The organism is Streptomyces sp. SID13726, from assembly GCF_010548375.1.
GTDB lineage: Bacteria > Actinomycetota > Actinomycetes > Streptomycetales > Streptomycetaceae > Streptomyces.
This window is the reverse complement of the sequence record NZ_JAAGLY010000011.1, coordinates 253511-277502: the sequence shown is the minus strand read 5'-3', so window position 1 is coordinate 277502 and position 23992 is coordinate 253511. Positions and strand designations below refer to the sequence as shown.

Here is a 23992-nt window from a genome sequence, read left to right as displayed (position 1 = left end):
CCACGACACTAACAAATACACATCTTGGATACCTGTTTGAGTGGGTGCGGCTTGCGTCACAGACCGCAAGGGTGATCGGAACGGCTCAGCTCTCCGGGGCGGGGCGTTCCGGTCGTGGCCACGGGCGGCCGGTGAGCCGTTCGATGTCGGTGTTGAACTGGTTCAGGTCGTCGATGAAGCGCTGGAGACGCTCGGGCGTCCAGTCGCCGACCACGCGGACGAGGCCGGTCACCACCTCCTCGCGCTGCTCGGTGAGACGCTTCCTGCCCTCCTCGGTGATCCGGTACTTGCGGGCCACCCCGCCCTGCGGATCGAGCATGCGCTCCACGAGTCCGTGGCGCAGCAGCCCCGAGGTCTGGCGGGTGAAGGTGGAGGGGGCCAGCCCGAACGCCTCGACGAAGTCCGGGATGGACATGGGGCCTTGCACCTCCAGCCGGCTGAGCAGGACATAGGCGCTGCGGTCCAGCAGATCCCCGCCGCGCGCGCCCCTCGGCGCCCTCATCTCCTGGTGCCGCGCCAGGATCAGCATCTCCCGCTCGATGCGCCGGCCCGCCTCTTGGGCATCCACGCCGCGCTCTCCTTCGTACCTCGGTGTCCGGACGACGATGTCGCCCCACCCTACGGTCGGAATGCGCCATTCCGGCGAAGTGCACGATGCACTCTTGTTGCATGATGCACGACGTCGATAGCGTCGTCGGGGTCGGCGTCGGTGCGGGTTCTCGGGGCACGCGGCGCCCTGCCCGCCCCTGCCCCCGCCCCCGCCGACGTGACCGGTCCCCCCACCGGCTCCGACCCCCACCGACTTCCGCCCCCCATCAGCTCCGACCCCCATGAGGAGACGTCACATGACCGACGGCGAACAGGTCCTGCGACTGCCCATGCCCAGCGACAGCCCTCTGGAGCCCCCGGCCGAATGGGAGGGGCTGCGCCGCCGGTGTCCGGTCGCCACCGTCGAACTCCCCAGCGGAGACCGCGCGAAGCTCCTGACCCGGTACGACGACGTCAAGGCCCTCCTCTCCGACCCCCGTTTCTCCCGCCCCAACGCGGCGGACGGCGCCGCCCGCATCGCGCCCAGGGGAGCGGGCGGACCCGCCGCCGACGGGGACGGCGCTCTGAACCTCCCGGACAAGGGCGAGCCGCACCAGCGCTGGCGCCGGCAGGTGGGCAAGTACTTCACCGCCCGCCGTATGACCGCGCTGCGCCCCGGGATGACCCGCACGGCGGAGGACCTCGTCGACGCCATGGTCGCGCACGGACAGCCCGGCGACCTCAAGGCCGCCGTCGGCTTCCCCCTTCCCGTCTACGTCATCTGCGACATCCTCGGCGTCCCCGCCACCGACCGCGACCGCTTCTCCCACTGGTCGGACGCCTTCCTCAACGTCACCCGGTACACCGGCGAGCAGAGCGCCGCCTCCCAGGCCGAGTTCATGGAGTACCTGTCGGCACACATCGCCGCGACCCGCGAACACCCCGGTGACGACCTGATCAGCATGCTGATCAAGGAGAGCGAGGGGGAGGGCGAGGGGCTGTCCGACACCGAACTGCTGGGCACCGCCATGGGGTTGCTGGTCGCCGGACACGAGACCACCGCGAACATGATCGGCAAGATGGTGGCCATGCTGCTGGCCCACCGCGACCGCTGGGAGCGCCTTCTGGCCGACCCCGCCCTGGTACGCACCGCGGTCGAGGAGGCACTGCGCTTCGACACCAACCTCGGCTTCGGCATGCGGCGTTACCTCACCGAGGACGTCGAGGTCGGCGGCGAGACCCTGCCCGGTGGCACCACCGTCGTGTGCAGCATGCCCGCCGCCAACCGCGACGAGGACGCCTTCACCGGCGCCGACGAGATGGACCTCACCCGCTCGCCCAACCCACACCTCACCTTCGGCGCGGGCCCGCACTCCTGTCTCGGCCAGGCACTGGCCCGCACCGAGCTCCAGATCGTCCTGGAAGTCCTGCTGCGCAAACTCCCCGGGCTCGAACTGGCCGTACCCGCCGAGGAGTTGCAGCTCATCGAGGGCCTTCTGGTGGGCGGCCTGACCACCGTGCCCGTCCGGTGGTGACGGCAACCGCAGGGGCCGTAGAAGCAGAAGCAGAAGCAGGATCAGGATCAGAAGGAGAAGGGGAGGCAGGAGGATGACGATGAGGATCGACGTGGACGCCGACAGGTGCTGCGGTGCCGGGCAGTGCGTCCTGACCGCGCCCGAGGTCTTCGACCAGCGCGAGGACGACGGCACGGTCGTACTGCTCGCCGCCGAACCGGCCCCCGACCAGGCGAACGGCGCCCGTGAGGCGGCGGCGATGTGTCCGGCCGGGGCCATCGCGGTCCACGAGGACGGGTGAACCGGGCCGCCGCCCAGGAATAGCTCGCGGCGCGGGCCGCGTTGCCCGGCCATGACGACGAACGCGCCGCGCCCCGAAGTACTGCGTTACACCGCCTTCTCCGATTCCCCGGAGGGCGGGAACCCCGCCGGTGTCGTCCTCGACGCCACCGGCCTGGACGACGGCGACATGCTGGCCGTCGCCGCCGAACTCGGCTACTCGGAGTCCGCGTTCCTGACCGCGCCGCCGGAAGACCTCGACGGCCCGGCCGGACGGGTGTTCACCATCCGGTACTTCAGCCCCAAGGCCGAGGTCCCCTTCTGCGGCCACGCGACCGTCGCCACCGCGGTCGCCCTCGCCGAGCGGATCGGCCCCGGGGAGCTGGTGTTCGCCACGCGCGCCGGGACCGTCCCGGTGGCGGTGACCGAGGAGGGCGGGACGGTCAGGGCCACGCTCACCAGTGTCGAGCCGCACACCGAGGGGATCGCCGACACCGACCTCGCGGAGGCGCTCGCCGCGCTCGGCTGGCCCGCCGCCGATCTCGCCCCGGCCTTCCCGCCCCGTGTCGCGTTCGCGGGCGCCCGCCATCTCGTGCTCGCGGCGGCGACCCGCGCCCGGCTCGCCGACCTCTCCTACGACTTCGCACGCCTCGAAGCCCTGATGCACCGACTCGACCTGACCACGGTCCAGTTGGTGTGGCGGGAGTCGGCCACGGTCTTCCACGTCCGCGACCCGTTCCCCGTCGGCGGTGTCGTCGAGGACCCGGCGACCGGCGCCGCGGCCGCCGCCTTCGGCGCGTACGCCAGGGAGCTCGGCCTGGTCCCCGAGGACACCGTCCTCACCCTGCACCAGGGTGAGGACCTGGGCCGCCCCGGCGAACTCACCGTGACCCTGCGGACCGGCGACCCGCGTGTCCGGGTCGGGGGTGCGGGAGCGCGGATCGCCTGACGGCTGTTGGGCGGCGGGTGACGGTGATCGGCGTCAGTGCTGCCGCGGTATCCACACGCGCATGGCGCCGGCATCACGGTTCGCCCAGGCGTAGTAGGGCACCGCGGTCAGCTCGACGGGCAGGTCCACGCGCCGGGCAGGCGCCGAGCCCGTCCGATAGGGCCACCACCCGCCGTCGTCCGTCACGAGACGCCGGCCCGGTACGACCACGGTCGTGACACCGCCGAGGAGATCGGGGCGTTCGCGCACCTCGGGCGCCGCGGAGGCGTCCAGTACGACACCGTCGAGATCGCCGCCGTTGTCGGCCCCCTCCAGGCAGTACACCAGCGGCCCGCGCTCCAGTGCCACGCATCCGCGCACCGCGTCGACATACGGGTGCGGGTGGGTCCGGCGCACGGGCAGGGCGAGTTCGAGCCGCACGGTGTCGCCGGGCCGGAAGATCCGGCGGACACGCAGCCAGCCGTGCTCCGGCAGCTCCGCGGCGGGCAGGCCGTTCACGCTCAGCCGGAACTGCTCGCACCACGCCGGCACCCGGAGCGACAGGACGCGCTCCTGGCCGGAAGCCTCCTCGACGGTGACGGTCACCGTGCCGTGCCACGGGTACTCCGTGGCCACCCGGACCGTGAGACCGCCGCCCGCGTACTGGCCGGTCGCGTACTGGTGGAGTTGCAGTCCGCCGTCGTCGGCGCTCGCGAAGAAGTGCGGCAGGGCGGCCAGCAGCCGCATCGCGTTGGGCGGGCAGCAGGCACAGCGGAACCAGGGCGTGCGCCGCGAGGTCTGGTCGCCGGGGCGCTCGTGCGCGTGGGCGCGCCGTTGCAGCGGATTGACGTACAGCCAGGTGCGCCCGTCGAGCCCCACGCCACCGAGGAAGCCGTTGAACAGGGTGCGTTCGACGAGGTCCGAGTAGCGGGTCTCGCCGGTGAGCAGCGCCATCCGCCAGCTGAAGTGGACCGAGGCGATGGCGGCGCACGTCTCGGTGTACGCCCGGTCGGACGGCAGCTCGTAGGAGTCCCCGAAGGCCTCCCAGTCGTGGCGCGAGCCCATCCCGCCGGTGACGTACGTCTTCGTGGCGACCGCGTCCGCCCACAGCCGCTCCAGCGCCTGGCGCAGCTCCGCGTCCCCGGTCTCGGTCGCCAGGTCGGCGGCTCCCGCGAGGAGGTAGAGCTGGCGTACGGCGTGCCCGGTCACCTCCTGGGCTTCCCGCACCGGGGTGTGGTCCTGCCAGTACTCCGGCCCGGGGTCCCGGTCGTGGCCGCGGTCGGCGCCCGAGGCCAGCAGACCGTGCCCGCGCCGCTCCACGAAATAGCGGGCCAGCTCCAGATGACGCCGGTCGTCGGTGGTGCGGTACAGCTCGACGAGCGCCGTCTCCACCTCGGGGTGCCCGCACACCGCGTCGACCTGCTTGCCGGGCCCGAAGACGGACTCGATGTGATCGGCGAACCGGACCGCCACGTCCAGCAGTTCACGGCCGCCGGTCGCCCGGTGATGGGCCACCGCGGCCTGGATCAGGTGCCCCGCGCAGTACAGCTCGTGCCCCCAGCCCAGCTCCGTCCACGGCTTGCCGCCGCCGAGCTGGTAGTACGTCTGGAGATAGCCGTTCTCCAACTGGGCCGCCGCGACGAGCCGGACGATCCGCGCCACCTCCTCGGCGAGAGCCGGGTCGGGAGCGTCGGCCAGCTGCCAGGAAGCCGCCTCCAGCCACTTGTGGACGTCGGAGTCCTGGAACTGGAAGTCCCCCGAGAACTCCGGCGCCGCGCCCACATCCGCGGCCGCCCTCAGATTGGCGAGGTTCCCGGCCTCCTCCAGCCGCCGTGGGCCCTCCGGGACGGACACTTCGGCGTTGGTCCTGCGGCGCGCCGCCCAGAAACCACCCGTGACACGGGCGACGGAGACGGGCCGGAGCGCTGCGGCGGAGTCCGCGCGGGGACGGACCGGCCCGGTGAATGGTGTGGACAGGGGAGCCTCCGGGAGGGAGAGAGGAGCGGGGCAGGGGAGTGCCGGGGCGTAGTAAACGATTACTGCCACGGTACGGCGATCCCGCGCCCTCGTGCAAGAGGTTCCGCGTGTGCCGGACCCGCCCGCCCTCAGCCGCCCGCCCTCAGCCGCCCGCCCTCATCCGAGCGGCCGCACCGATTCCCGGATCACCAGCTGGGTGCTCAGCACGACGTGATTGTCGGACCCGAACCCGACCTCCCGCTCCAGGGCGAGGCGTACGGCGGTGCGCCCCAGTTCCTCGTACGGGACACGGACCGTGGTGAGGGCCGGGGTCAGATCGGCCGCGAACGGCACGTCGTCGAAGCCGACCACCGACACGTCCTGCGGGACGCGCAGCCCGGCCTCGCGGAGGGCGGCCAGCGCCCCCAGCGCGACCACGTCCGACCCCGCGAACACCGCCGTGAACTCGACCCTGGCGCGCAGCGCCTCCCGGGTGCGCAGATAGCCCGACTTGCGGGTGTAGTCCCCGGTCGTGTCCAGCTCCGCGGTGCACGGCACGGCGTGGGCGCGCAGGGCGTCCTGATAGCCCAGGTGACGCTGGACCGCGCTGCTGAAGCCCGGGGCGCCGCCGAGGAACAGGACGTGCCGGTGGCCCGCGGTCAGCAGGTGCGCGGTGGCCTGGAAGGCGCCGCCGCGGTTGTCGTAGTCGACGACCGTCGCCGGTACGCCGTCCGGCAGCGGCGGCCGGCCGCACAGCACCAGCCGGGAGCCGGCGGAGTCCAGCGCCTTGGCGTAGCCCGCCATACGGCGGTGATAGGCGTCGTCCGTCATGGTGCCGCCGACGAGCACGACCGCCGCCGCGTGCTGTTCCCGCATCAGCTGGACGAGGTCGTCCTCCCGGCCGATGTCGCCTTTGGTCGAGCAGACCAGGCTGAGCCGGCCCCGGCTGCCCGCCTCCTCCTCGACTCCCGCGGCGACATGGGCGAGTGACGGGCCGGTGATGTCCCGCAGGACGAGGGCGACGGGTCCGGCCACCCGCCCGGAGAGCGCCTTGGCGTGGACGTTCACGACGTAGTGCAGGGAGTCGACGGCGGCCATGACCCGCTGCCGGGTCTCCGCGGACACCGGGTAGTTGCCTGCCAGCGTGCGGGAAACGGTTGCTACGGAAACACCGGCCTTCGCGGCGACGTCCCGGATAGTGCTGGGCCTGTCGGCGGCAGTTCGCTTCCGCTTCGGCCGCTTCTTCTCCGGGGCGCTGGAGGGGCCCGCTTCCTCGTCCGTCACGGCTCCGACGTTACTGCACGGTCCTGTCTTGTGAGTCCACGGGTGCGAAAAGTACGCTCTCGAGAGTCAGTAAACGTTTACTGAATGCTGTATCCCCCCCGCCCTCTCACGCCCCGGAGCCGCCATGTCCGCCACCCACCTGCGCTGGGGCAACGACGAGCTGTCGCTGCTCATCGCCCACGACCCGGCGCAGCCGCCCCGACTCCTCGCCGTGGGAGAGACGTCCGCCCTCCCCGACCCGGAGCGGGAGCCGGACCTCTGTGCGCGCCTCGCCCGGTCAGCGCTGCCGCTCGTCGAGATACAGGCCACGGGCAGCGGTCGGCTGGGCACGTCCGGCAAACGCCATGTGGACGGAGCCGTGGCACGAGACCTCCGGTACGCCGGGCACGAGGAGCGACGGGAAGGCGGGGCGAGCACCCTGCTCGTTCACCTGTCGGACGCCACCACCACCGCCACCGGCCTGCGCGCCACCGTCTCCTACACCCTGCGCGACCGCGTCCCCGTCCTCCACACCGAGGTCCGCGTCGAGAACACCGGGGACGGCCCGATCACGCTCGAATACGTCTCCTCCCTCACCCTGGCCAACTTCGCCCGCCTGCTCCCCGAAGGGACCCGCTGGGAGGACGGGCTGTCCCTGTGGCTTGCCGCCAACCCCTGGAGCGGGGAGTTCCGCTGGTCGCGGGCCACGCTCGGCGCGCGCGGTCTGTACGACGTGGGCATGGTCCGCTTCGGGCAGACCGGCTCCAAGAACCGGATCGCCGTCACCAGCACGGGGTCCTGGTCCACGTCCGAGCAGCTGCCGATGGGCTGCGTGGAGGACACGGCGACCGGCCGTGCCCTGCTGTGGCAGATCGAGCACAACGGCTCCTGGCACGCCGAACTCGCCGACCGCTTCGACGACGTGTACCTGGCCCTGTCCGGACCGACGGACCGCGAACACCAGTGGCGCCGCGGTCTCGCCCCCGGCGACTCCTTCCGCACGGTCCCGGTCGCGGTGGCCCTGGTGCCCGAGGGCGGCTTCGGGGCGGCACTGCGGGCGATGACCGACCACCGCCGTGCCACCCGCCGCGCCCACCCCGACCATGACCGACTCCCCGTCGTCTTCAACGACTTCATGAACAGCCTGATGGGCGAGCCGAGCACGGACGCTCTCCTGCCCCTGGTCGACACCGCCGCCGCGCTGGGCGCCGAGGTGTTCTGCGTCGACGCCGGCTGGTACGACAACGAGCCGCCCGGCACCGTCGGCCCCGGTGGGGTGCCGGGGTGGTGGGACGCGGTGGGGGAGTGGGAGGAGTCGGCGACCCGCTTCCCCCGGGGACTGCGGGAAGTGCTGGACCGGGTCCGCGAGGTGGGCATGGTGCCGGGGCTGTGGCTGGAACCGGAGGTGGTCGGTGTACGCAGTCCGGTCGCCGCCTCGCTCCCAGAGGAGGCGTTCTTCCGCCGGGGCGGTGTACGGGTCGTGGAGTGGGGCCGTCATCAGCTCGATCTGACGCACCCGGCGGCGCGGGCCCATCTCGACGTGGTCGTGGACCGGCTGGTGCGTGACCACGGGGTGGGGTATCTGAAGCTCGACTACAACATCGACATCGGCGCGGGCACGGACGGCGAAGGGACGGCCAGCCCGGGCGACGGTCTGCTCCGCCACAACCGTGCCTACCTCGACTGGCTCGACGGAGTCCTCGACCGGCATCCCGGCCTGGTCCTGGAGAGCTGCGCGGCGGGCGGCAGCCGTACTGACCACGCGACCCTGTGCCGGCTGCCCGTCCACTCGGTCACCGACCAGCAGGACTTCCGGCTGCTGCCCGCCATCGCCGCCGCCGCACCGACGGCCGTGACACCGGAACAGGGCGCGATCTGGGCCTACCCGCTGCCCGAGCACACCGACGCCGACCTCGGCACGGTCATGACGTCGGCCCTGCTCGGCCGCGTCCACCTCAGCGGCCGTCCCGACCTGCTCGACGAGGGGCAACTGGGCGTCGTACGACAGGCGTTGGACACGTACAGGACCTACCGCCACCTCCTCCCCACGGCACACCCGCACTGGCCCCTGGGCCTCCCCGGCTGGCGCGACGGCTGGACCGCCCTCGCGCTGACCCTGGCAGACGACTCGACCCTCCTGGCTCTGTGCCGCCGCGAGGGGGCGCCGGACGAGGTGACAGTGCCGCTGCCCTGGATACCGGAGGGCCGGGGACCGAGGACGCTGTTCGCCACAGGCACCGGACCGTCGCTCGACTGGGACGACCGGGCACGGGTCCTTCGCGTGGGCCTGTCCTGCGCGACGGGAGTGCTGGTGGCTTTTGCGGGCGCCGCTGGAGAGGGCTGACGTGGCCGGCCACCACGGAGGCAGGTTCCTCCGTAGTTCCACTGATGCCCTGGAGCGGTGGAGCCTTTTGCAGTGCCGGTCGTGGGCAGCGGTCGCGGGGCCCGGTGGATCCCACCAGAAAGAGATGGCGAGATGGCGGAGCAGTACCTGTCGGCGTACGCGATCAACGCGGATGTCTTCGCCGGGATCGTCGGCTCCGACGACACGCTCGTCCGTACCGCCCTCGGCAGGATCGGAGAACTCGCCAAAGCCCACAAGCTGATGCGGGCCACGGAGACAACCGAGGTGGAGCACGCGCTACGGGAGATCGTCACCGGACGCCTCGACCCGTCCCGTCCCGGCGGGTACACCTGGCTGCTGGAACTCCTCGGCCCCGCCCTCGGCACCCCGCTGGGCGCGTTGACCCTGCCGGGACGCGGATGGCACCGGCTCGACGAGGCGTTCCGCGCCTGGCAGCTGACAGCACTCGCCGACCTGTGGGGGCGGTGCTGGGCATTTCCGTGGCGTGACACGGCGCCCGACGCGGACCCCTGGCCCTTTCCCATGCTCGCGTCGAAGGCCGACCTGGACCGTATCCGCGCCGAACTCGCCCGATTCGACACCGACCGGATCCACGACGACTACGAGCTGCTCCCCAACGGTGACGACGATGACGCCGAGGAAGTCGAGTGGCTCCTCGCCACCAAGCTGCCGGCCTTTGTCGACGGAGCCCTGAACGCGGGCGGCGAGATGCTTCTCCTGCGCGACGGGTCCAAGTGATCCATCCGGCCCCGCGATGCAGCTCCGGCGGGGGCTGCGGCGCCACGGTCACCGACGTGACGGCGGCCCCTCTCGATCAGGTCCGCGACCACCCGGCGGAGCTGCGCCGCGGTGACCTCGCCGACGCCGTCCAGGACCCGGCACCAGGAGGTGCGGCCCGATTCGAGTGCGGCGACGAAGGGGTACGGCCGGCCGGGGACGAACTGGTCCGAGGAGCGTCCGCTGCGGCCGTAGAAGTCGCGGAACAGGCGGTCCGCGCTGGTCGGCGCATCGGGGCACGTCCACACTCCCGTGGTCCAGCGCCTCGTACATCCCGCCGCGCCCGCGCGGGTGCTCGGCCTTCAGCGTCAGGTCCACCGGCGAGGTCACCGGCCCGTCCGCGCACAGCAGCGCGTCGGCGAGCTCCAGGACAGGAAGCTGTGTCAGAGCCGGTGCTGTCCCAGTCGAAGGCCTGATGTGCCGCCCAGGTGTCCGGCCCGCGCCGCCGTCGGAGGATCAGCACCATGGACGAGGGGACTGTTCGGGCGTGGGATCTCGTCACGGGCGAGCACATCGGCTCACCCCTCAGCGGCAACATCGGCCGACTGGAGGACATGGCTGCTCCTGAGCAGTCAACGCAATAGCCTCAGAAGCTAAGAGACAAGCTGAGCGCCGGACCGTACGCCGACCGAAAGCCCCACCTCGGCCGGCCGACGAAGAACCCCGCGGAGCCGGTGTTTTGGCGCCCCGGTCGCACCTGTGCGAACCTGCCCCCACTCCTCCGAAAGGGCTGATCCCGATGCTCGGCATGGTTGTCTGGGACGTCCGCTCTCGCACTTCGACGCGAGAGCGGTAACAGCCAACTGCCCCTGCGCACACGCCCGTCCGACGGACCGGCGTGGGTTCGGCCTGCTCCTCGTCGAAGTGCTCTTCGTGCCCCCGCACGTTCGACCACGAGGAGTACGTGGTGTCCACCATCCACTGGACCGAAGACCACACCCACCGCTCTGCCCGCTGGCATTCCGAGAGCGCGGCCCCCTTTCCCCGCCGCACGGTCGTCGCCGACGACCGGACGAAGGCCGACGACGCCTACCGCCACGCCTGCGAAGGAACCGCCCTGCTCTGGCGGGGCGACTTCCACAACGCCCGGCACCTGCTCCAGGCCATGGGCCGCCGCATCGACCGCAAGCAGTCCAACTCCGGCACATCCCCGAACGAGTCCTTCCACCTGCACCGGCGCGCGAACAGCCACCGCGCCCGTGTCCTCGGGAAACTCCTCGTACTGCTGGACGACGACCACACCCTGAACCTGCGCCGAGCCCCCGACATCCGCCAGGCGTGCCGGGAGGCCTACGGCCCTCCGACGGAACCCACGGCTGTCTCACTCCGGGAGCTGCTGGGCGTGATCGGCGCGCACGAGTGGCGCCTGAAGGGGGTCGACGTGCCGGCGCTCGGCGCCCGCATCCACCCGCACTACGGCGTGTTCGCGCCCGTCAGAGGCGAGTACGTCGACCTGGTCGCGCATACTCCGATGCCACCTCTGCTACCTCTGTCACCCCTGCCGCCCCAGGCGTTCCTGCCACCCCAACCATCCCTGTCACCCCAGCGCCCGCACGCTCCCACTCCCCACACCGCATTCGACCTCGGCACAGGAACCGGCGTTCTCGCCGCCGTCCTGGCCCGTCGCGGGTTCGACCGTGTCGTGGCCACCGACATCAGCCCCCGCGCCCTGGCCTGCGCGCGGGAGAACGTCCACCGGCTCCGACTGGCCGACCGTGTCGAGGTGTCGGGCCCGGGCCTGTTCCCCGACGGCCGGGCCGACCTCGTCGTCTGCAACCCGCCCTGGCTGCCCGCCCGTCCGACCAGCCCCGTCGAGCAGGGCGTCTACGACCCGGACAGCACCATGCTCCGCGACTTCCTCACCGGACTGTCCGCCCACCTCCGACCCGGCGGCGAGGGCTGGCTGATCCTCTCCGACCTGGCGGAACACCTCGGACTGCGGACCCGCGGGGACCTGCTCGACACCATCCGGGCGGCGCACCTCCGGGTCGTCGACAGGATCGACACCAGGCCCCGGCATCCGCGTTCCAGGGACACCACCGACCCCCTCCACGCGGCACGAAGCGCCGAGACCACGTCCCTGTGGCGTCTGACCGCCACACAGTGACGGGCACCTGAGGCACACGACGGCTTCTTGCCGTCCGAGCCGCCAAGTGACGTGTCCCGCGGACGCGCGAAGTCGCCCACAGGACACGTCACTTGGGCGACTTCGCGCGACCGCGGGACACCGGACACGCGGTTCAGGCGCTGTTGACCAGGTCCCCCCTCCGCACCCCGTGCGCGAGCGGCAACCCCGCCCCGAGCAGGGCCAGTTCCTCGACGACCGTGCGCCCGAGCCGCTCCAGCTCGTTGCCGAGGGAGCCGGCGATGTGCGGGGTGAGGAAGACGTTGGGGAGCCGGTACAGCGGCGACTGCGCGGGCAGCGGCTCCGGTTCCGTGACGTCGAGGACCGCGCTGAGCCGTCCGCTCACCAACTCGTCCTGGAGTGCGCCGGGTTCGACGAGCCCGCCCCGTGAGGTGTTGACGAGGACTCCGCCGTCGGGGATCAGCGCGAGCCGCCGCCGGTCGAGCATGCGGTGGGTCTCGGGGGTGTCGGGGGCGTGCAGGCTGACGATGTCGGCGGTGCGCAGCAGCTCGTCCAGCGGCAGGGGCACGGCACCCAGCGCGGCGGCCTCGGCGGGGTCGACGTAGGGGTCGTACAGGGAGACCTCGAAATCGAAGGGGCGCAGCAGTTCCAGGACACGGCGTCCGACCCGGGAGGCCCCGATGATCCCGACACGTCGGCCGACGTTGCCGACGGTCGCGTAGTCGCCGTTCGCCGGGAAGACGTGCTCGGCGCGGAACCGCTCCCGCAGCCGGAAGGTGTCCTTCCCGGCCAGCAGGATCGCGGCGAGGGTGTACTCCGCGACCGGCAGGGCGTTGGCGTCGACCGCGCTGGAGACGGCGATCCCGCGCTCCCAGACCGGGTCGCCGACCCAGCCGCGCACACTGCCGCCGGCGTGCAGCAGGGCGCGCAGCCGGGGTGCGGCGGCCAGCGCGGCCGTGTCGACGGGCGGGCAGCCCCAGCCGGTGATCAGCACCTCCGCCTCCGCCAGGGCGCCGGCGGCCGCGGGATCGGCGAAGTCCCGCACGACCAGCGCCGGATCGGTGCGGGCCAGCGAGCCGAGCCGGGCCATGAGCCGGGGCGGGAAGAGCTCGGGAAGGTGCACCGGGTTCATGGCGAACACGGCACGGGGCAGCTGCGACATGGGCAGGGATCTCCGGCTCAGGGGACGGTTTCGGTAAACGTATTCCACGCTAGAGACAGTTCGGCCGGTCGGTCAATGCTCGGCACTGGATGTCCGGGAGTCGTCCTCGCGCGCCGTCAAATCGAGACATGCGCGGAAATCCCAGGTCGGAGTGGGTGTCTCGTTACTTCCGGGAAAGCCCGACGAAACACGCGAGCCCCTGCCTCTTGTGGAAAGCCGCCCAGGAGTCCTACCGTCCCACAGCAAACGGTTACACAACACGGTCACACAACAGGTGACCGTGCACCCGCTGCCCTTCTCCAGCCGCCCGCGCCCTTCTCCCCACCGCAGGCGCTGCCCCGCCCTTCCCCGGAGGACCGATGAGCACCATGCGTACGAGAGCCGTGGCCGGTGCGGCCGCAGCCCTCTCCCTCTCCCTCGTCCTGAGCGCCTGCGGTGGCGGCGACGGGACCGACTCGGCGGCCAAGACCACCAAGGGCAAGGTGCAGCTGGAGTTCTGGAGCTGGACCGAGGGCATCCAGCAGCAGGTCGCGGTGTGGAACAAGGCGCACCCCGACACCCAGGTCAAGTTCGTCAACGCCGCGGGCGACACCGTCTACCAGAAGCTGCGCGCGGCGGTGACCTCGGGCAACGCGCCCTGTCTCTCCAAGATGGACGGGATGAACCTGGCGAACTTCGCCGCCGACGGACTGCTCACCGACATCACCGGGATCGCCGCCCCGTACAAGTCCCGCTACACCACGCCCGCCTGGAACGCCGTGAGCCCCGGCGGCGCCACCTACGGCATCCCCACCGGCTCCTCCCCGCTGTTCACCGCCTACCGGGCGGACCTCTTCCAGAAGTACGGCGTCGAGGCGCCCACCACCTGGGACGACCTCATCGCCGCGGGCAAGGCCGTGCGGAAGAAGGACAAGAACGTCAAGATCTTCAACATGGCGGGCGAGGACCCGAGCACCCTGGTCGACCTGTCCTGGCAGGCCGGCGCGCAGTGGTACGGGATCGACGGCGACCACTGGAAGATCGGCTTCACCTCGCCCGAGGCGCTCAAGGCGGGCGAGATCGTCCAGCAGCTCGTCGACAACGACCTCGCCTCCAACGCCTCCTACGCCGACCCGGGCGTCTTCAAGACCTGGGACCTCGGCAGGACCGTCCTGATGACCACGTCCACCTGGCAGTTGCCGATCTACGACACCAACTTCCCCAAGTCCAAGGGCAAGTGGCAGCTCGCCGACGCGCCGGTCTTCGACACCACCGACCCGCGGACCTCCAGCAACTTCGACGTCACCGCCGTCCTCAAGGGCTGCAAGTACCCCGACCGGGCAGCCCAGTTCGCGGCCTGGCTGTCCAGCAGCAAGGAGTCGCTGACCGCGCTCACCGACCCCGCCTCCAAGTCGGGTCTCTTCCCTGCGGTCAAGGACGTCTCGCCGTACGTCGACAAGATCATCCCGACGGACATGTTCAACGGCAGGTCCGACAGCGCGAAGGTGATCACCACGGCCGCCTCCCGGGTCGGCGACCAGTGGCAGTACGGGCCCGACTACGCGGCCATGTACTCCGAGATGCAGAAGCAGTGGGGCAAGGTCATGAAGAAGGAGCTCACCGTCAAGGCGATGCTCACCGGTCTTCAGGAGTGGGTGCTCGCCGACCTGAAGAACAAGGGCGTCAAGGCCGTCGCGGCCGGCTGATCGGGAGACTGCCTTGTCCACCCTCACACGACCGCCGAAGACCGTCCCCGACTCCCCGGCCCGGCGGCCCTCCCCGCGCCGGGCCGGGAACCGGGGCGCCTACAAGGGCCTGCTGTTCCTGCTGCCCTTCCTGCTCGGCTTCGTCCTCACCTACGTCATCCCGATCGCCTACGCCTTCAGCCAGAGCCTGCACGAGAAGAAGAGCAGCGGCATCGGCTTCGGCCCGACGAAGACCGTCTACACCGGCTTCTCCCACTTCGCCGCGATCCTCTCCGACGGCACCTTCTGGGCCGGCATGCTGCGCACCCTGCTGTTCGGCGGCGCGCAGATCACCGTCATGCTGGGCATCTCCCTGTTGCTGGCCCTGCTCCTCGACGGCATCGCCGCCCGCGCGGTCCGCTTCTTCCGCGCCGGACTGCTCATCCCGTACGTCATCCCCGGCGTCGTCTCCACCCTGATCTGGCTGTTCCTCTACAGCCCGACCGCCAGCCCCATCCTCGACATGGCCGACAGCGCGGGCCTGCACTTCGACTTCTTCGGCGGCCTCAACACCTATGTCTCGCTGGGCAATCTGCTCACCTGGCAGGGCATCGGCTTCAACATGATCCTGATCTCCGCCTCGCTCCAGGCACTCCCGCGCGAGCTGTACGAGGCCGCCCGCCTCGACGGCGCGAAGGAGTGGCGGATCGCCTGGTCGGTCAAGATCCCCAACATCACCGGGATCCTGGTGCTGACCGGCATGTTCTCCCTGATCGGGCGGCTCCAGCTGTTCACCGAGCCGCTGTTCCTGCGCTATGTGGCGCCGGAGTCCATCAGCACCGACTTCACCCCGATGCTGGAGATCTTCGACCGGGCATTCAAGACCGGCGACTACCAGTACGCGGCGGCCGAGTCGCTGGTCCTGGCCGCCGTCACCGGCATCCTCGCCTTCGTCTTCTACCGCGTCACGAACAGGAAGATGTCATGAGCAGCGCCGCCACGGCCGTCCGGCCGACCAAGGCCACCGCCGCCTCCGGGGGCGGCGCCCGCCCCACCCGCCGCGCGGTGGCCCTCACCACCGGCCTGTTGACCGTCTTCCTGCTCTACTCCCTGGCGCCCACCTGGTTCCTGCTGGTGTCGTCCACCAAGAGCCAGACCGACCTGTACTCCACCTTCGGCCTGTGGTTCTCCTCGAACCACCTCGCCGACAACTTCCACGCCGTCTGGGACTACCACGACGGGGTCTTCGGCCGCTGGATCCTCAACTCCGTCCTCTACTCCACGGTCGGCGCGGCCGGTTCGACCCTGATCTCGCTCGCCGCCGGATACGGGCTGTCGAAGTTCGCCTTCCGGGGCCGCGGCGCCCTGTTCGGGATGATCGTCGGCGCCTCGCTGCTGCCCAGTACCCTGCTGGCGTTCCCGCTCTACCTCGTCTTCGCGGAGATCGGCCTCACCAACACCGTCTGGGCGGTGCTGATCCCGTACTTCATCAACCCGTTCGGGGTCTACCTCGGCAAGGTCTACGCCGACACCTCGATGCCCACCGAGCTGATGGAGGCGGCCCGCATCGACGGCGCGAACGAACTGCGCATCTTCGCCTCGATCGCGCTCCGCCTGATGCGCACCGGCGGCATCACCATCTTCATGCTCGACTTCGTCAACATCTGGAACAACTTCTTCCTCCCCCTGTTCATGCTCAACGGCGAGCGCTCCTTCCCCGTGACCCTGGGCCTCTTCTCCTGGGTCCAACAGGCGCAGACCTCCCGGGACATGAACACCCTCGTCCTCACCGGATCCCTGCTGTCGATCGTCCCGCTCGCCGTGTTCATGTTCGCGCTCCAGAGGTACTGGCGCAGCGGAATCCTCATGGGCAGCCTCAAGTAAAGGAACGCCATGCCCAACTCCCCAAGACGTCGTGAGCTGTTGAAGTACGCCGGGGCCGCTGGTGCCGCCGTCGCCGTCGGACTGCCCTCGGCCCCCGTGGCGGCAGCCGCTCCCGGAAGACACGTGCCCGCCCCGCTGGACATCGTTGTCTTCGGCGACCCCGCCTCCGAGACCGCCCACCACCTCACCCCGACCCTCTCCGACACGGTCACCGGCGGCCTCGGCCAGAGCGCCCGCGTCCTCAACCCCACCGAACCCGCCACCTATTGGGGCGGCACGCTGAAGTTCGAGGTCGCCGTCTGCCCGACCGGCACCACCTACGTCACCGTCCGGCTCTGGGGCGACGACCACGACGACACCTCCGACGAGGCAGCCTCGGGCACCAACATGTGGCGCCTCCAGCTCTTCTGCGAGGGCAAGCAGGTCGGCTACGAGGACCAGGGCGCCGTCGACAGTCTCGACATCCTCGACACCGCGCCGCGCACCCCGGGCCGCTTCTTCTTCCACACCCTGCCGCTGCCGGAGAGGATGACCGCCGGCAGGAGGAAGGTGACCCTGGAGATCCGCGCGATGGGCCGCATCTGGTCCTACGGCCAGAACGCGGACCAGCTCTACTACAAGATGACCACGCCCTCGCGCGGCATCTACCGCCTCTACACCCACACCAGCCCGTACTTCGTGCCGCCCAAGGGCGAGGTCCAGGGCACCGCGCCCACGGCGACCGCCCGCACCGGCGGCGAGGAGGTCGTCGACGCCATCAGGGCCCGGGTGCTGAAGGACCAGAACGACCTCCTCACCAACGCGAACCCGGCCACCCTCGACGGCTGGGCCATGCAGTCGCTGGCCGAGGGCTATCTGTGGTCCGGCAGCCCCGCGTATCAGCAGGACGCCGCCGTCGACCGGGTCCTCCAGGCCATCGACGGCCGCTACATGGCCTGGAAGTCCGACGCCACCGTCATGACCGGCTCCGACCAGCAGTGGCAGGGCTTCGGCCGGGTCGGCCTGGTGCTGGCCCTGCTCTGGGAACACCTGGGGGACCGGCTCGACATCCAGGTCACCGGATCGCCGTACACCCTCACGAACCCGGGTTTCGAGACCGGCGCCGACACCCCGACCGCCTGGCAGATGCCCGGCTGGGCCACCGCCGGCGGCGGCACCTGGGCCCGTGACACCACCGTCCACCGCTCGGGCACGGCCTCGCTCAGGCTCCAGGCCGGGACCGCGAACGGCTACAGCTACGTCAACTCCACCGTCAGGGTGAAGGTCGGCACCGGCACCTACACCTACGGCGCCTGGATCAGGACCGACGGCGTCACCGGCCTCGGCGCGCACATCGACCCGCTGTTCTACGACGCGAACGGCAAGCTCGTCGGCAGCGACCACAAGGTGTACGCGAGCAAGGGCACCCACGACTGGGAGTACGTCCAGTTCGTCTTCGACACCCCGGCCGGCGCGACCCAGATGGAGATGCACCTGCGGCTGTCCGGCCCCGGCACCGCCTGGTTCGACGACGTCACCCTCGTCGTCCCCGCCGACACCACCACCCCCGTGCCGCCGGTCCGCAGGGACGCCTACGTCGACATGCTCAAGTCCAGCCGCGACTACTGGCGCCGGCACTTCCCGCACTACAGCAACCAGGCCCAGATCTGCGCCATCGGCCTCTACCAGACCAACCGCGGCCTCCGCCTGCTTGCCCCCGACCAGGCCCTGCCCGAGGCCAGGGCCCGCGACTACCTCTACCAGTCGATCGGCACGGTCCCCTACCTCGGCCCCGAGGACGCCGACGGCAACCCGACCAAACCCCTCGGCGACAGCTACTACCAGGTGACCCGGACCGGCCTGACCCGCGAACTCGGCTATGTCGGCAGCTACGGCGAGGTCATCGACTGGCTCGTCATGATGTACGAGTCCGTCACCCGCGGCCACCAGGGCCAGGAGGCGCCCGAACTCCGCGACCACATGGTCAGGATGACCAAGGCACGCGGCAGCTTCCGGGTCGTCGACGTCGACAAGGACCACCACCGGATCTCCCGCATCGAGACCGTCATCGGCTGGCGCAACGAGGTCTACCCCGGCGAGACCGCGTACGCCTCGCGCACCGCCTGGGACTCCAACCCCGTGATGTCGGCGGCCGTGTTCAAGGACCCCGACATCGTCGGCTGGACCCAGGAGATGGTCGCCGACGGCCAGCTCTACCCCCAGCTCCACCTCCAGGCCACCCACACCTGGACCCGCGTCGGCCTCAACGCCCTGCGGTTCCTCTCCCGGGACTACCCCGAGTTCCAGGCCCTGCCCGCCCGCCCCGGCCGTATCCCCACCGACTGGGACCGGCCCGACTTCGTCGTCACCGACGAGCAGAACGGCTGTGTCGCGATCAAGAACGGGAAGGAACTCCTCTTCGCCTCCCTGTACTTCCGCTCGCGCCAGGGCGTGAACAACTACGCCCGCGTCCACCACGTCACCCCCGTCGACCAGCGCTCGGCGACCGTCCGCGAGCGCTCCGCCGGCACCACCAACGAGACCTTCACCGCGCGCGACTGGGTCCTGTGGGACTACGCCATCAACGACCCCGGCGCCTCCCACATCCCGCCCGGCGGCTTCCCGCCCCCCGGCGACCCCCTCCACCAGGCCCTCGAAGGGGACGTCTACCACCTCGCCCCCGTCCCCGCGGACATCCCCGACCCCACCCTCGGCGTCCACTTCGACGGCGTCGAGACCATGCTCGTGGGCCGCGCGCCCTTCTATCTGTGCGAGTACGGCGACTACCTGATCGCCATGAACACCAGCACCGACAAGACGGTCACCCTGCCCGCCCGCCAGGACTTCGGCCCGGCCCGCGACCTCGCCACCGGCAAGAACATCGGCGCGGGACAACGGCCCAGGCTGGGCCCGCTCAGCACCCTGGTGCTGTACCGGGGCTGACCACGACCTGACCACGACCAGGGCCGGTGCGGCTCCCCGAGGGACCGCACCGGCCCCTGGCATGCCGGAAAATCGCCTCCACGCTCACCGACGAGTGACGACGAGTGACAAGGACGCCCATGAACGAGCCGTACCCGCACGGCATCCCGTTGTTCCACACCGCACTCGGCCCCACCGGTGCCCCGGCCCTGCTGCTGGTGCACGGGTGGGGCGGGGACGGCAGGGAGTGGTCGCCGCACGCGGAGGCCCTGGCCGGACGGTTCCGGGTCGTCGTCCCCGACCTGCGCGGGCACGGCCGCTCGCCGGTACCGGACGAGGGCAACACGCCCGTGGCCATGGCCGACGACCTCGCCGCGCTCGTCGAAGAGCTGGGCACCGGGCCGGTGACCGCCGTCGGGCACTCCATGGGCGGGCAGGTGGTGAACCTGTTGGCCGTACGACATCCCGGCCGCGTCCGCTCGGTGGTGGCCCTCGATCCCGCGCACGGGGCCCACGGCGCCGAGGTCGACGGGATTCCGGACCGGCTCGCCGCGTACCGGGAGCGCGGAGCCCGCGAGGCCGCCGAGTTCGTGGCCGGCGCGTTCGCCCCGGACGCCCCGGCGGGACTGCGCACGGCCCACGTCCGCACCATGCTCGGCACCCCCGACCACGTCGTCGCCCAGGCGTACGCCGGCATGTACACCGACCCCGGCGCGGTCGGCGTGCGCCCGCACAGCGAGGCGTACCTGCGGCTGCGCACCCGGCCGGCGCTCACCGTGTGGACCTCGGCGGAGGCGGCCGCGTGGGAGCGCGGCACGCTGCACGTGCCCGGGTCCCGCGTGGAGCACTGGCGGGACTCCGGGCACTATCTGCACGAGGAGCATGTCGACCGCACCGTCCGGACCTTGGCCGGCTGGGCGGTCGACGGCTGACGTCGGTCAGCTCGGCCTGAGGATCACCGCCTGGCCGCCCGCCGGGGCCATGGCCGCGTCCAGAGTGGTCCGCGCGGTGACCGTCCGGGTGCCGACCACGACCGGGGTCTGGTACGGGTTCGCGCCCGGGGTGCCGTCGCCGTAGACGGTCGCCGTCCAGGTGCCGCGGCCCAGGAACGACAGGGGCAGCGAGAGCGTCCGGGACGACTCGTTCGTCATGGCGCCGAGGTACCAGGTGTCGCCGTCGCGCCGGGCGACCGCCACGTACTCGCCGATCGCCCCGGCCAGCGTCCGGCTCTCGTCCCAGGTCGTGGGGACGGCGTTGAACCAGGGCAGGCCCGGCCAGTTCGCGGGGTTGGCGTACTTGGACGGCTTGTCGTACCAGAAGAGGAAGTTGAGGGGCTGGTAGTACACCGCGGCCATCGCCATCTGGTGGGCGTTGGTCGTCCTGTCGCGCGACTGGCCGTAGCAGATGGTGTAGTCGATCGGGCCGCCGATGTTGCGGGCGAACGGCAGCGTCACGTTGTGCGTGGCCGTCGGGAACTGCTCGTTGCCGCGGACGCCCTCCAGGCTGATCCAGTTCGGGTAGGCGCGCTCGTGGCCGAACGGCCGGACGTCGTCGTGCATGTCGATCAGCAGCTCGTACTCGGCGGCGGTCCTCGCCCAGTCGGTGATCTGGTTCGTCATCGACTGGGTGCCGTCGTTGATGAAGCCGAGCTTGACGCCCCGCACGCCCCAGCTCTTGTAGAGGCCGAAGAGGGAGTCCGCGTCGGTCAGCGCGAGCCGGTTGACGTAGAGGAAGACGCCGACGCCCTTGCTCGTGGCGTACGCGATGACCGACGGCAGGTCGATCGCGGCGATCGGGGTGGTCGCGTCCGGGGTGGTGAACTCGGGGCCGTACCAGCCGGCGTCGTACTCGATGTACTCCAGGCCCCGGTCCACGGCGAAGTCGACGCCCGCGAGACCCGCGGCCGTGGTGAGTTCGCAGCGGAAGACCTTGCCCGGCCTGATCCACGAGGTGTCGGCCAGGGCGTTGGGCGGGGCCAGGTTGAGCACCAGGTCGGCGTGGTCGACGAGTTCGGCGTGGGTGGAGCCGATGACCACCGCGCGCCACGGTGTGGTGAACGGCGCCGTGACCGTGCTGGTCGTCTCGACCGGGCCGGTGCCGCGGGCGGTGTGTTCCATCAGGTAGGCGGACAGGGCGCCGGGCTGCCCGTCGGCCGAACGGAGCATCAGACGCGGGAAGTTCAGCCGCGCGGACTCGCAGACACAGGCGAGGAGACCTTCCGTGAGGTCGGCGGTCAGCGGCAGGTCGGTCAGGGGGCCGTTGTCCGTGGTGGCGGTGCCGCTGACCGGTATGGAGCCCGGCGCCACGGGGAGGTAGGCGTCCTCGTCGCGGGCGCTGTAGACGGTGGTGCCGTCCGGGAAGGCGAACGTGGTCAGTTCGTCGGCGACGGTGACGGAGCCCGGGCCGTGCAGGACGTAACGCAGCGCCACTCCCGTCCTGTACGCGCGGACCTCGACGCCGAAGCGCGTCCCCGATGCCTTGTCCCGCAGGTCCCAGCGCTGCTCCTGGTAGTGGTCGGTGACGGTGGCGGCGCGCCCGTACACCGGGTTCCAGGTGGAGCGGGTGGTCCTGGACCGGCTCCGGGTGACCGTCACGTCGGCGCCCAGGACGGTTCCGTCGGCCAGTCCGAGGCCCAGGACGGAGGTGTCGACCACGGTCCTGCCGCGATGGTGGACGGACCAGCGCAGGGCTCCGTCCACCACCGACAGCGTGACGGTGTTGCCGCCCATGCGCGCGGTCGCGCGGACCGGGCGTCTCGGCGCGGTCCGGTCGCCGGCCGCGTGGGCCTGGCCTGCGGCGCCGAGTCCCGTCGCGGGCAGGCCGACGGTGGCGGCCGTGCCCTTGAGGAGCACCCGGCGCGCGGGCGTACCCGGGGCGCCGCTTCCGTCCGGCGTGGGCTCTTCCCGGACCTCTGGACTTCTCATCGTGGCGGGGGACCTCTCCGTTGAGGGCCGCGGCGGGGCGCGGCTCGATCCGAGTGAGGGGCGGCGTAGGGAGTAAACGTTTTCTGCTGGGGAATGTTGTACGCGCCGACGGAAGCCGGGTCAAGACCCGGGGGACTCGGGGAGAGGGCCCCTGGTGTGGCGGGTGTGGTGCCAGGGCGGGTGCGGTGCCCAGGGCGGCTGAGGGCCGGGGAGCCGTCCCGGCCCTCGCTCGGGGGACCGGAGCGGCTAGCGCGCCCAGTCGGTGTGGAGCTGCCGGGTGACCTCGGTCAGGTCGGCGATGAACATGCCGGCGAGTTCCGCGGTGAACCCGGTGCGGACGACCAGGCGCAGCACGGAGACGTCGTCGCAGGGGGCGGGGAAGGTGTAGGCGGGCAGGTGCCAGCCGCGGCCCCGCATGGCCTGGGAGACGTCGAACACGGTGAAGCCTGGCGCGCCGGGCGTCAGCCGGAAGGCGAAGGCGGGGAGTTCGGAGCCGTCCGTGACCAGCTCGTAGGGGCCGATGGCCCGGATCCGGCCCGCGAGCGCACGGGCCGTCGTACGGTTCTGGGCCGCCAGGTTGCGCAGCCCCTCGAAGCCGTACCGCAGGAAGCTGTAGTACTGCGCGACGACATGGGCGCCCGGGCGGGAGAAGTTGAGGGTGAAGCTGGGGGAGCTGCCGCCGAGGTAGTCGACCTCGAAGACCAGGTCGTCGGGGAGGGCCTCGGCGTCCCGCCACAGGGCCCAGCCGAGACCGGGGAAGACGTGCCCGTACTTGTGGCCCGAGGTGTTGATGGAGGCGACCCGCTCCAGCTGGAAGTCCCACATCAGGCCCGGGTCGAGGAACGGCGCCACCATCGCGCCGGACGCGCCGTCGACGTGCACGGGGATGTCGGTGCCGGTGGCGGCCTGGTAGCCGTCCAGGGCCAGGCAGATGTCCGCCACGGGCTCGTAGGAGCCGTCGAACGTGGAGCCGAGCACGGTGACCACACCGATGGTGTTGTCGTCGCAGTAGGCGGTGAGGGTGTCGGGCGTGAGGTGGTAGCGGCCCGGCTCCATCGGGACGTAACGCGGCTCCACCTCGAAGTAGTTGGCGAACTTCTTCCAGCACACCTGGACGTTCGCGCCCATCACGAGGTTCGGGCGGGAGACGTCCTTGCCCTGTGCGCGGCGGCGGTCCTGCCAGCGGCGCTTGAGGGCGAGCCCGCCGAGCATGGCGGCCTCGCTGGAGCCGGTGGTGGAGCAGCCGCGGACCTGCTCCGGGCGCGGGGCGTGCCAGAGCCGGGCGAGCATCCGGACGCAGCGCTCCTCCATCGCGGTGATCTGCGGGTACTCCGCGCGGTCCGCGAGGTTCTTCTCCGCCGTCTCCGCCATCAACTCCCTTGCCTGCGGCTCCATCCAGGTGGTCACGAAGGTGGCGAGGTTGAGCCGGGCGTTGCCGTCGAGCATCAGCTCGTCCCGGACCCGGCGGCCGACCAGATCGGGCGGCGACATGGACTCGGGCAGTTCGTCGACCGGCAGCAGGAGGGCGTCGGCGGGCGAGTGCCCGGTGCCGGGCGACATGGTCGGGGTGTCGAACTCGGTGGCGGGCATGACGTCGGTGTTCGTGCTGGGCATGAGTGACTCGATGCCTTTCTGGTCAGGGCGGCCCCGTGTGCTTCGACGCTAGATCGCCGAGCGCCCCGACTTCTGTGCCGATTACACCGATCCAGTGATCGATTTGCGGACTGATGAACCGGATTTTCCCTTGTGCATACTGGACGC

Annotated in this window: 17 protein-coding genes and 1 pseudogene; 11 read left to right on the top strand and 7 right to left on the bottom strand. The window is 71.2% G+C overall.

The window, feature by feature from the left end; translation table 11 throughout:
* Nucleotides 1-85: 85 nt before the first annotated feature.
* Nucleotides 86-568, bottom strand: a complete 483-nt coding sequence (locus tag G3I78_RS28130; protein WP_164429450.1) for a MarR family transcriptional regulator — start codon at nucleotides 566-568, stop codon at nucleotides 86-88.
* A gap of 277 nt (nucleotides 569-845) precedes the next feature.
* On the opposite strand from G3I78_RS28130, the gene G3I78_RS28125 reads away from it, so the two are divergent.
* The 3 genes from G3I78_RS28125 (at nucleotide 846) to G3I78_RS28115 (ending at nucleotide 3270) form a co-directional block, all read left to right on the top strand.
* A complete protein-coding gene (locus tag G3I78_RS28125) occupies nucleotides 846-2063 on the top strand; it encodes a cytochrome P450 (protein WP_164429448.1) in 1218 nt (405 codons plus the stop codon).
* Nucleotides 2064-2142: 79 nt separating this feature from the next.
* Nucleotides 2143-2343: a ferredoxin gene (locus G3I78_RS28120; RefSeq protein WP_164429446.1), complete on the top strand. Its 201-nt coding sequence runs from the start codon at nucleotides 2143-2145 to the stop codon at nucleotides 2341-2343.
* 51 nt (nucleotides 2344-2394) lie between these two features.
* Nucleotides 2395-3270, top strand: coding sequence for a PhzF family phenazine biosynthesis isomerase (locus G3I78_RS28115; RefSeq protein WP_164429444.1), 876 nt, complete (start codon nucleotides 2395-2397; stop codon nucleotides 3268-3270).
* 33 nt (nucleotides 3271-3303) lie between these two features.
* Here G3I78_RS28115 and G3I78_RS28110 read toward each other — a convergent pair whose 3' ends face one another.
* Together G3I78_RS28110 and G3I78_RS28105 are read right to left on the bottom strand one after the other, a co-directional pair.
* A complete protein-coding gene (locus G3I78_RS28110; RefSeq protein ID WP_164429505.1) occupies nucleotides 3304-5226 on the bottom strand; it encodes a beta-L-arabinofuranosidase domain-containing protein in 1923 nt (640 codons plus the stop codon).
* Nucleotides 5227-5382: 156 nt separating this feature from the next.
* Nucleotides 5383-6402, bottom strand: coding sequence for a LacI family DNA-binding transcriptional regulator (locus G3I78_RS28105; protein ID WP_343243871.1), 1020 nt, complete (start codon nucleotides 6400-6402; stop codon nucleotides 5383-5385).
* Between the two features lie 211 nt (nucleotides 6403-6613).
* On the opposite strand from G3I78_RS28105, the gene G3I78_RS28100 reads away from it, so the two are divergent.
* Both G3I78_RS28100 and G3I78_RS28095 read left to right on the top strand, forming a co-directional pair.
* Nucleotides 6614-8812 carry an alpha-galactosidase gene (locus G3I78_RS28100; RefSeq protein WP_164429440.1) on the top strand — a complete coding sequence of 733 codons (2199 nt, stop codon included), beginning with the start codon at nucleotides 6614-6616 and terminating at the stop codon, nucleotides 8810-8812.
* A gap of 132 nt (nucleotides 8813-8944) precedes the next feature.
* Nucleotides 8945-9571: a hypothetical protein gene (locus tag G3I78_RS28095; RefSeq protein ID WP_164429438.1), complete on the top strand. Its 627-nt coding sequence runs from the start codon at nucleotides 8945-8947 to the stop codon at nucleotides 9569-9571.
* A 44-nt stretch (nucleotides 9572-9615) separates the two neighbouring features.
* Here G3I78_RS28095 and G3I78_RS52195 read toward each other — a convergent pair.
* A pseudogene (locus tag G3I78_RS52195) lies at nucleotides 9616-10027 on the bottom strand (hypothetical protein); the annotation flags it as partial.
* Nucleotides 10028-10517: 490 nt separating this feature from the next.
* Here G3I78_RS52195 and G3I78_RS28090 point away from each other — a divergent pair.
* On the top strand, nucleotides 10518-11717 hold the full coding sequence (locus G3I78_RS28090) for a class I SAM-dependent methyltransferase (protein WP_164429436.1): 1200 nt from the start codon (nucleotides 10518-10520) through the stop codon (nucleotides 11715-11717).
* A 133-nt stretch (nucleotides 11718-11850) separates the two neighbouring features.
* Here G3I78_RS28090 and G3I78_RS28085 read toward each other — a convergent pair whose 3' ends face one another.
* Nucleotides 11851-12858: a hydroxyacid dehydrogenase gene (locus G3I78_RS28085; RefSeq protein ID WP_164429434.1), complete on the bottom strand. Its 1008-nt coding sequence runs from the start codon at nucleotides 12856-12858 to the stop codon at nucleotides 11851-11853.
* 359 nt (nucleotides 12859-13217) lie between these two features.
* Here G3I78_RS28085 and G3I78_RS28080 point away from each other — a divergent pair, with 359 nt between their 5' ends.
* The 5 genes from G3I78_RS28080 to G3I78_RS28060 all read left to right on the top strand — a co-directional run bounded on the left by G3I78_RS28080 (nucleotide 13218) and on the right by G3I78_RS28060 (nucleotide 20239).
* Complete coding sequence (locus G3I78_RS28080) at nucleotides 13218-14543, top strand: sugar ABC transporter substrate-binding protein (RefSeq protein WP_164429432.1); 1326 nt, start codon at nucleotides 13218-13220, stop codon at nucleotides 14541-14543.
* 13 nt (nucleotides 14544-14556) lie between these two features.
* On the top strand, nucleotides 14557-15510 hold the full coding sequence (locus G3I78_RS28075) for a sugar ABC transporter permease (protein WP_164429430.1): 954 nt from the start codon (nucleotides 14557-14559) through the stop codon (nucleotides 15508-15510).
* A complete protein-coding gene (locus G3I78_RS28070) occupies nucleotides 15507-16406 on the top strand; it encodes a carbohydrate ABC transporter permease (protein WP_203615594.1) in 900 nt (299 codons plus the stop codon). Before G3I78_RS28075 ends, G3I78_RS28070 begins: the two co-directional genes overlap by 4 nt.
* Nucleotides 16407-16415: 9 nt before the next feature.
* Nucleotides 16416-19328 (top strand): Tat pathway signal sequence domain protein, encoded by a 2913-nt coding sequence (locus G3I78_RS28065; RefSeq protein ID WP_164429428.1) that lies wholly within the window; start codon nucleotides 16416-16418, stop codon nucleotides 19326-19328.
* Between the two features lie 119 nt (nucleotides 19329-19447).
* Entirely contained in the window at nucleotides 19448-20239 is a 792-nt protein-coding gene (locus tag G3I78_RS28060) for an alpha/beta hydrolase (RefSeq protein ID WP_164429426.1), read from the top strand.
* Nucleotides 20240-20245: 6 nt separating this feature from the next.
* On the opposite strand, the gene G3I78_RS28055 is transcribed toward G3I78_RS28060, so the two are convergent.
* Nucleotides 20246-22231: a glycoside hydrolase family 97 protein gene (locus tag G3I78_RS28055; protein WP_164429424.1), complete on the bottom strand. Its 1986-nt coding sequence runs from the start codon at nucleotides 22229-22231 to the stop codon at nucleotides 20246-20248.
* Between the two features lie 246 nt (nucleotides 22232-22477).
* The gene (locus tag G3I78_RS28050; RefSeq protein WP_164429422.1) at nucleotides 22478-23845 is read right to left on the bottom strand and encodes a glutamate decarboxylase; all 1368 of its coding nucleotides are present in this window, start codon (nucleotides 23843-23845) and stop codon (nucleotides 22478-22480) included.
* Between the last annotated feature and the right edge of the window lie 147 nt (nucleotides 23846-23992).

What these genes read in the sequence shown, in the direction of transcription:
- G3I78_RS28125 (WP_164429448.1), top strand. Translation starts at nt 846, where the DNA reads ATGACCGACGGCGAACAGGTCCTGCGACTGCCCATGCCCAGCGACAGC.
- G3I78_RS28120 (WP_164429446.1), top strand. Translation starts at nt 2,143, where the DNA reads ATGAGGATCGACGTGGACGCCGACAGGTGCTGCGGTGCCGGGCAGTGC.
- G3I78_RS28115 (WP_164429444.1), top strand. Translation starts at nt 2,395, where the DNA reads ATGACGACGAACGCGCCGCGCCCCGAAGTACTGCGTTACACCGCCTTC.
- G3I78_RS28100 (WP_164429440.1), top strand. Translation starts at nt 6,614, where the DNA reads ATGTCCGCCACCCACCTGCGCTGGGGCAACGACGAGCTGTCGCTGCTC.
- G3I78_RS28095 (WP_164429438.1), top strand. Translation starts at nt 8,945, where the DNA reads ATGGCGGAGCAGTACCTGTCGGCGTACGCGATCAACGCGGATGTCTTC.
- G3I78_RS28085 (WP_164429434.1), bottom strand. Translation starts at nt 12,858, where the DNA reads ATGTCGCAGCTGCCCCGTGCCGTGTTCGCCATGAACCCGGTGCACCTT.
- G3I78_RS28080 (WP_164429432.1), top strand. Translation starts at nt 13,218, where the DNA reads ATGAGCACCATGCGTACGAGAGCCGTGGCCGGTGCGGCCGCAGCCCTC.
- G3I78_RS28070 (WP_203615594.1), top strand. Translation starts at nt 15,507, where the DNA reads ATGAGCAGCGCCGCCACGGCCGTCCGGCCGACCAAGGCCACCGCCGCC.
- G3I78_RS28065 (WP_164429428.1), top strand. Translation starts at nt 16,416, where the DNA reads ATGCCCAACTCCCCAAGACGTCGTGAGCTGTTGAAGTACGCCGGGGCC.
- G3I78_RS28060 (WP_164429426.1), top strand. Translation starts at nt 19,448, where the DNA reads ATGAACGAGCCGTACCCGCACGGCATCCCGTTGTTCCACACCGCACTC.
- G3I78_RS28055 (WP_164429424.1), bottom strand. Translation starts at nt 22,231, where the DNA reads ATGAGAAGTCCAGAGGTCCGGGAAGAGCCCACGCCGGACGGAAGCGGC.
- G3I78_RS28050 (WP_164429422.1), bottom strand. Translation starts at nt 23,845, where the DNA reads ATGCCCAGCACGAACACCGACGTCATGCCCGCCACCGAGTTCGACACC.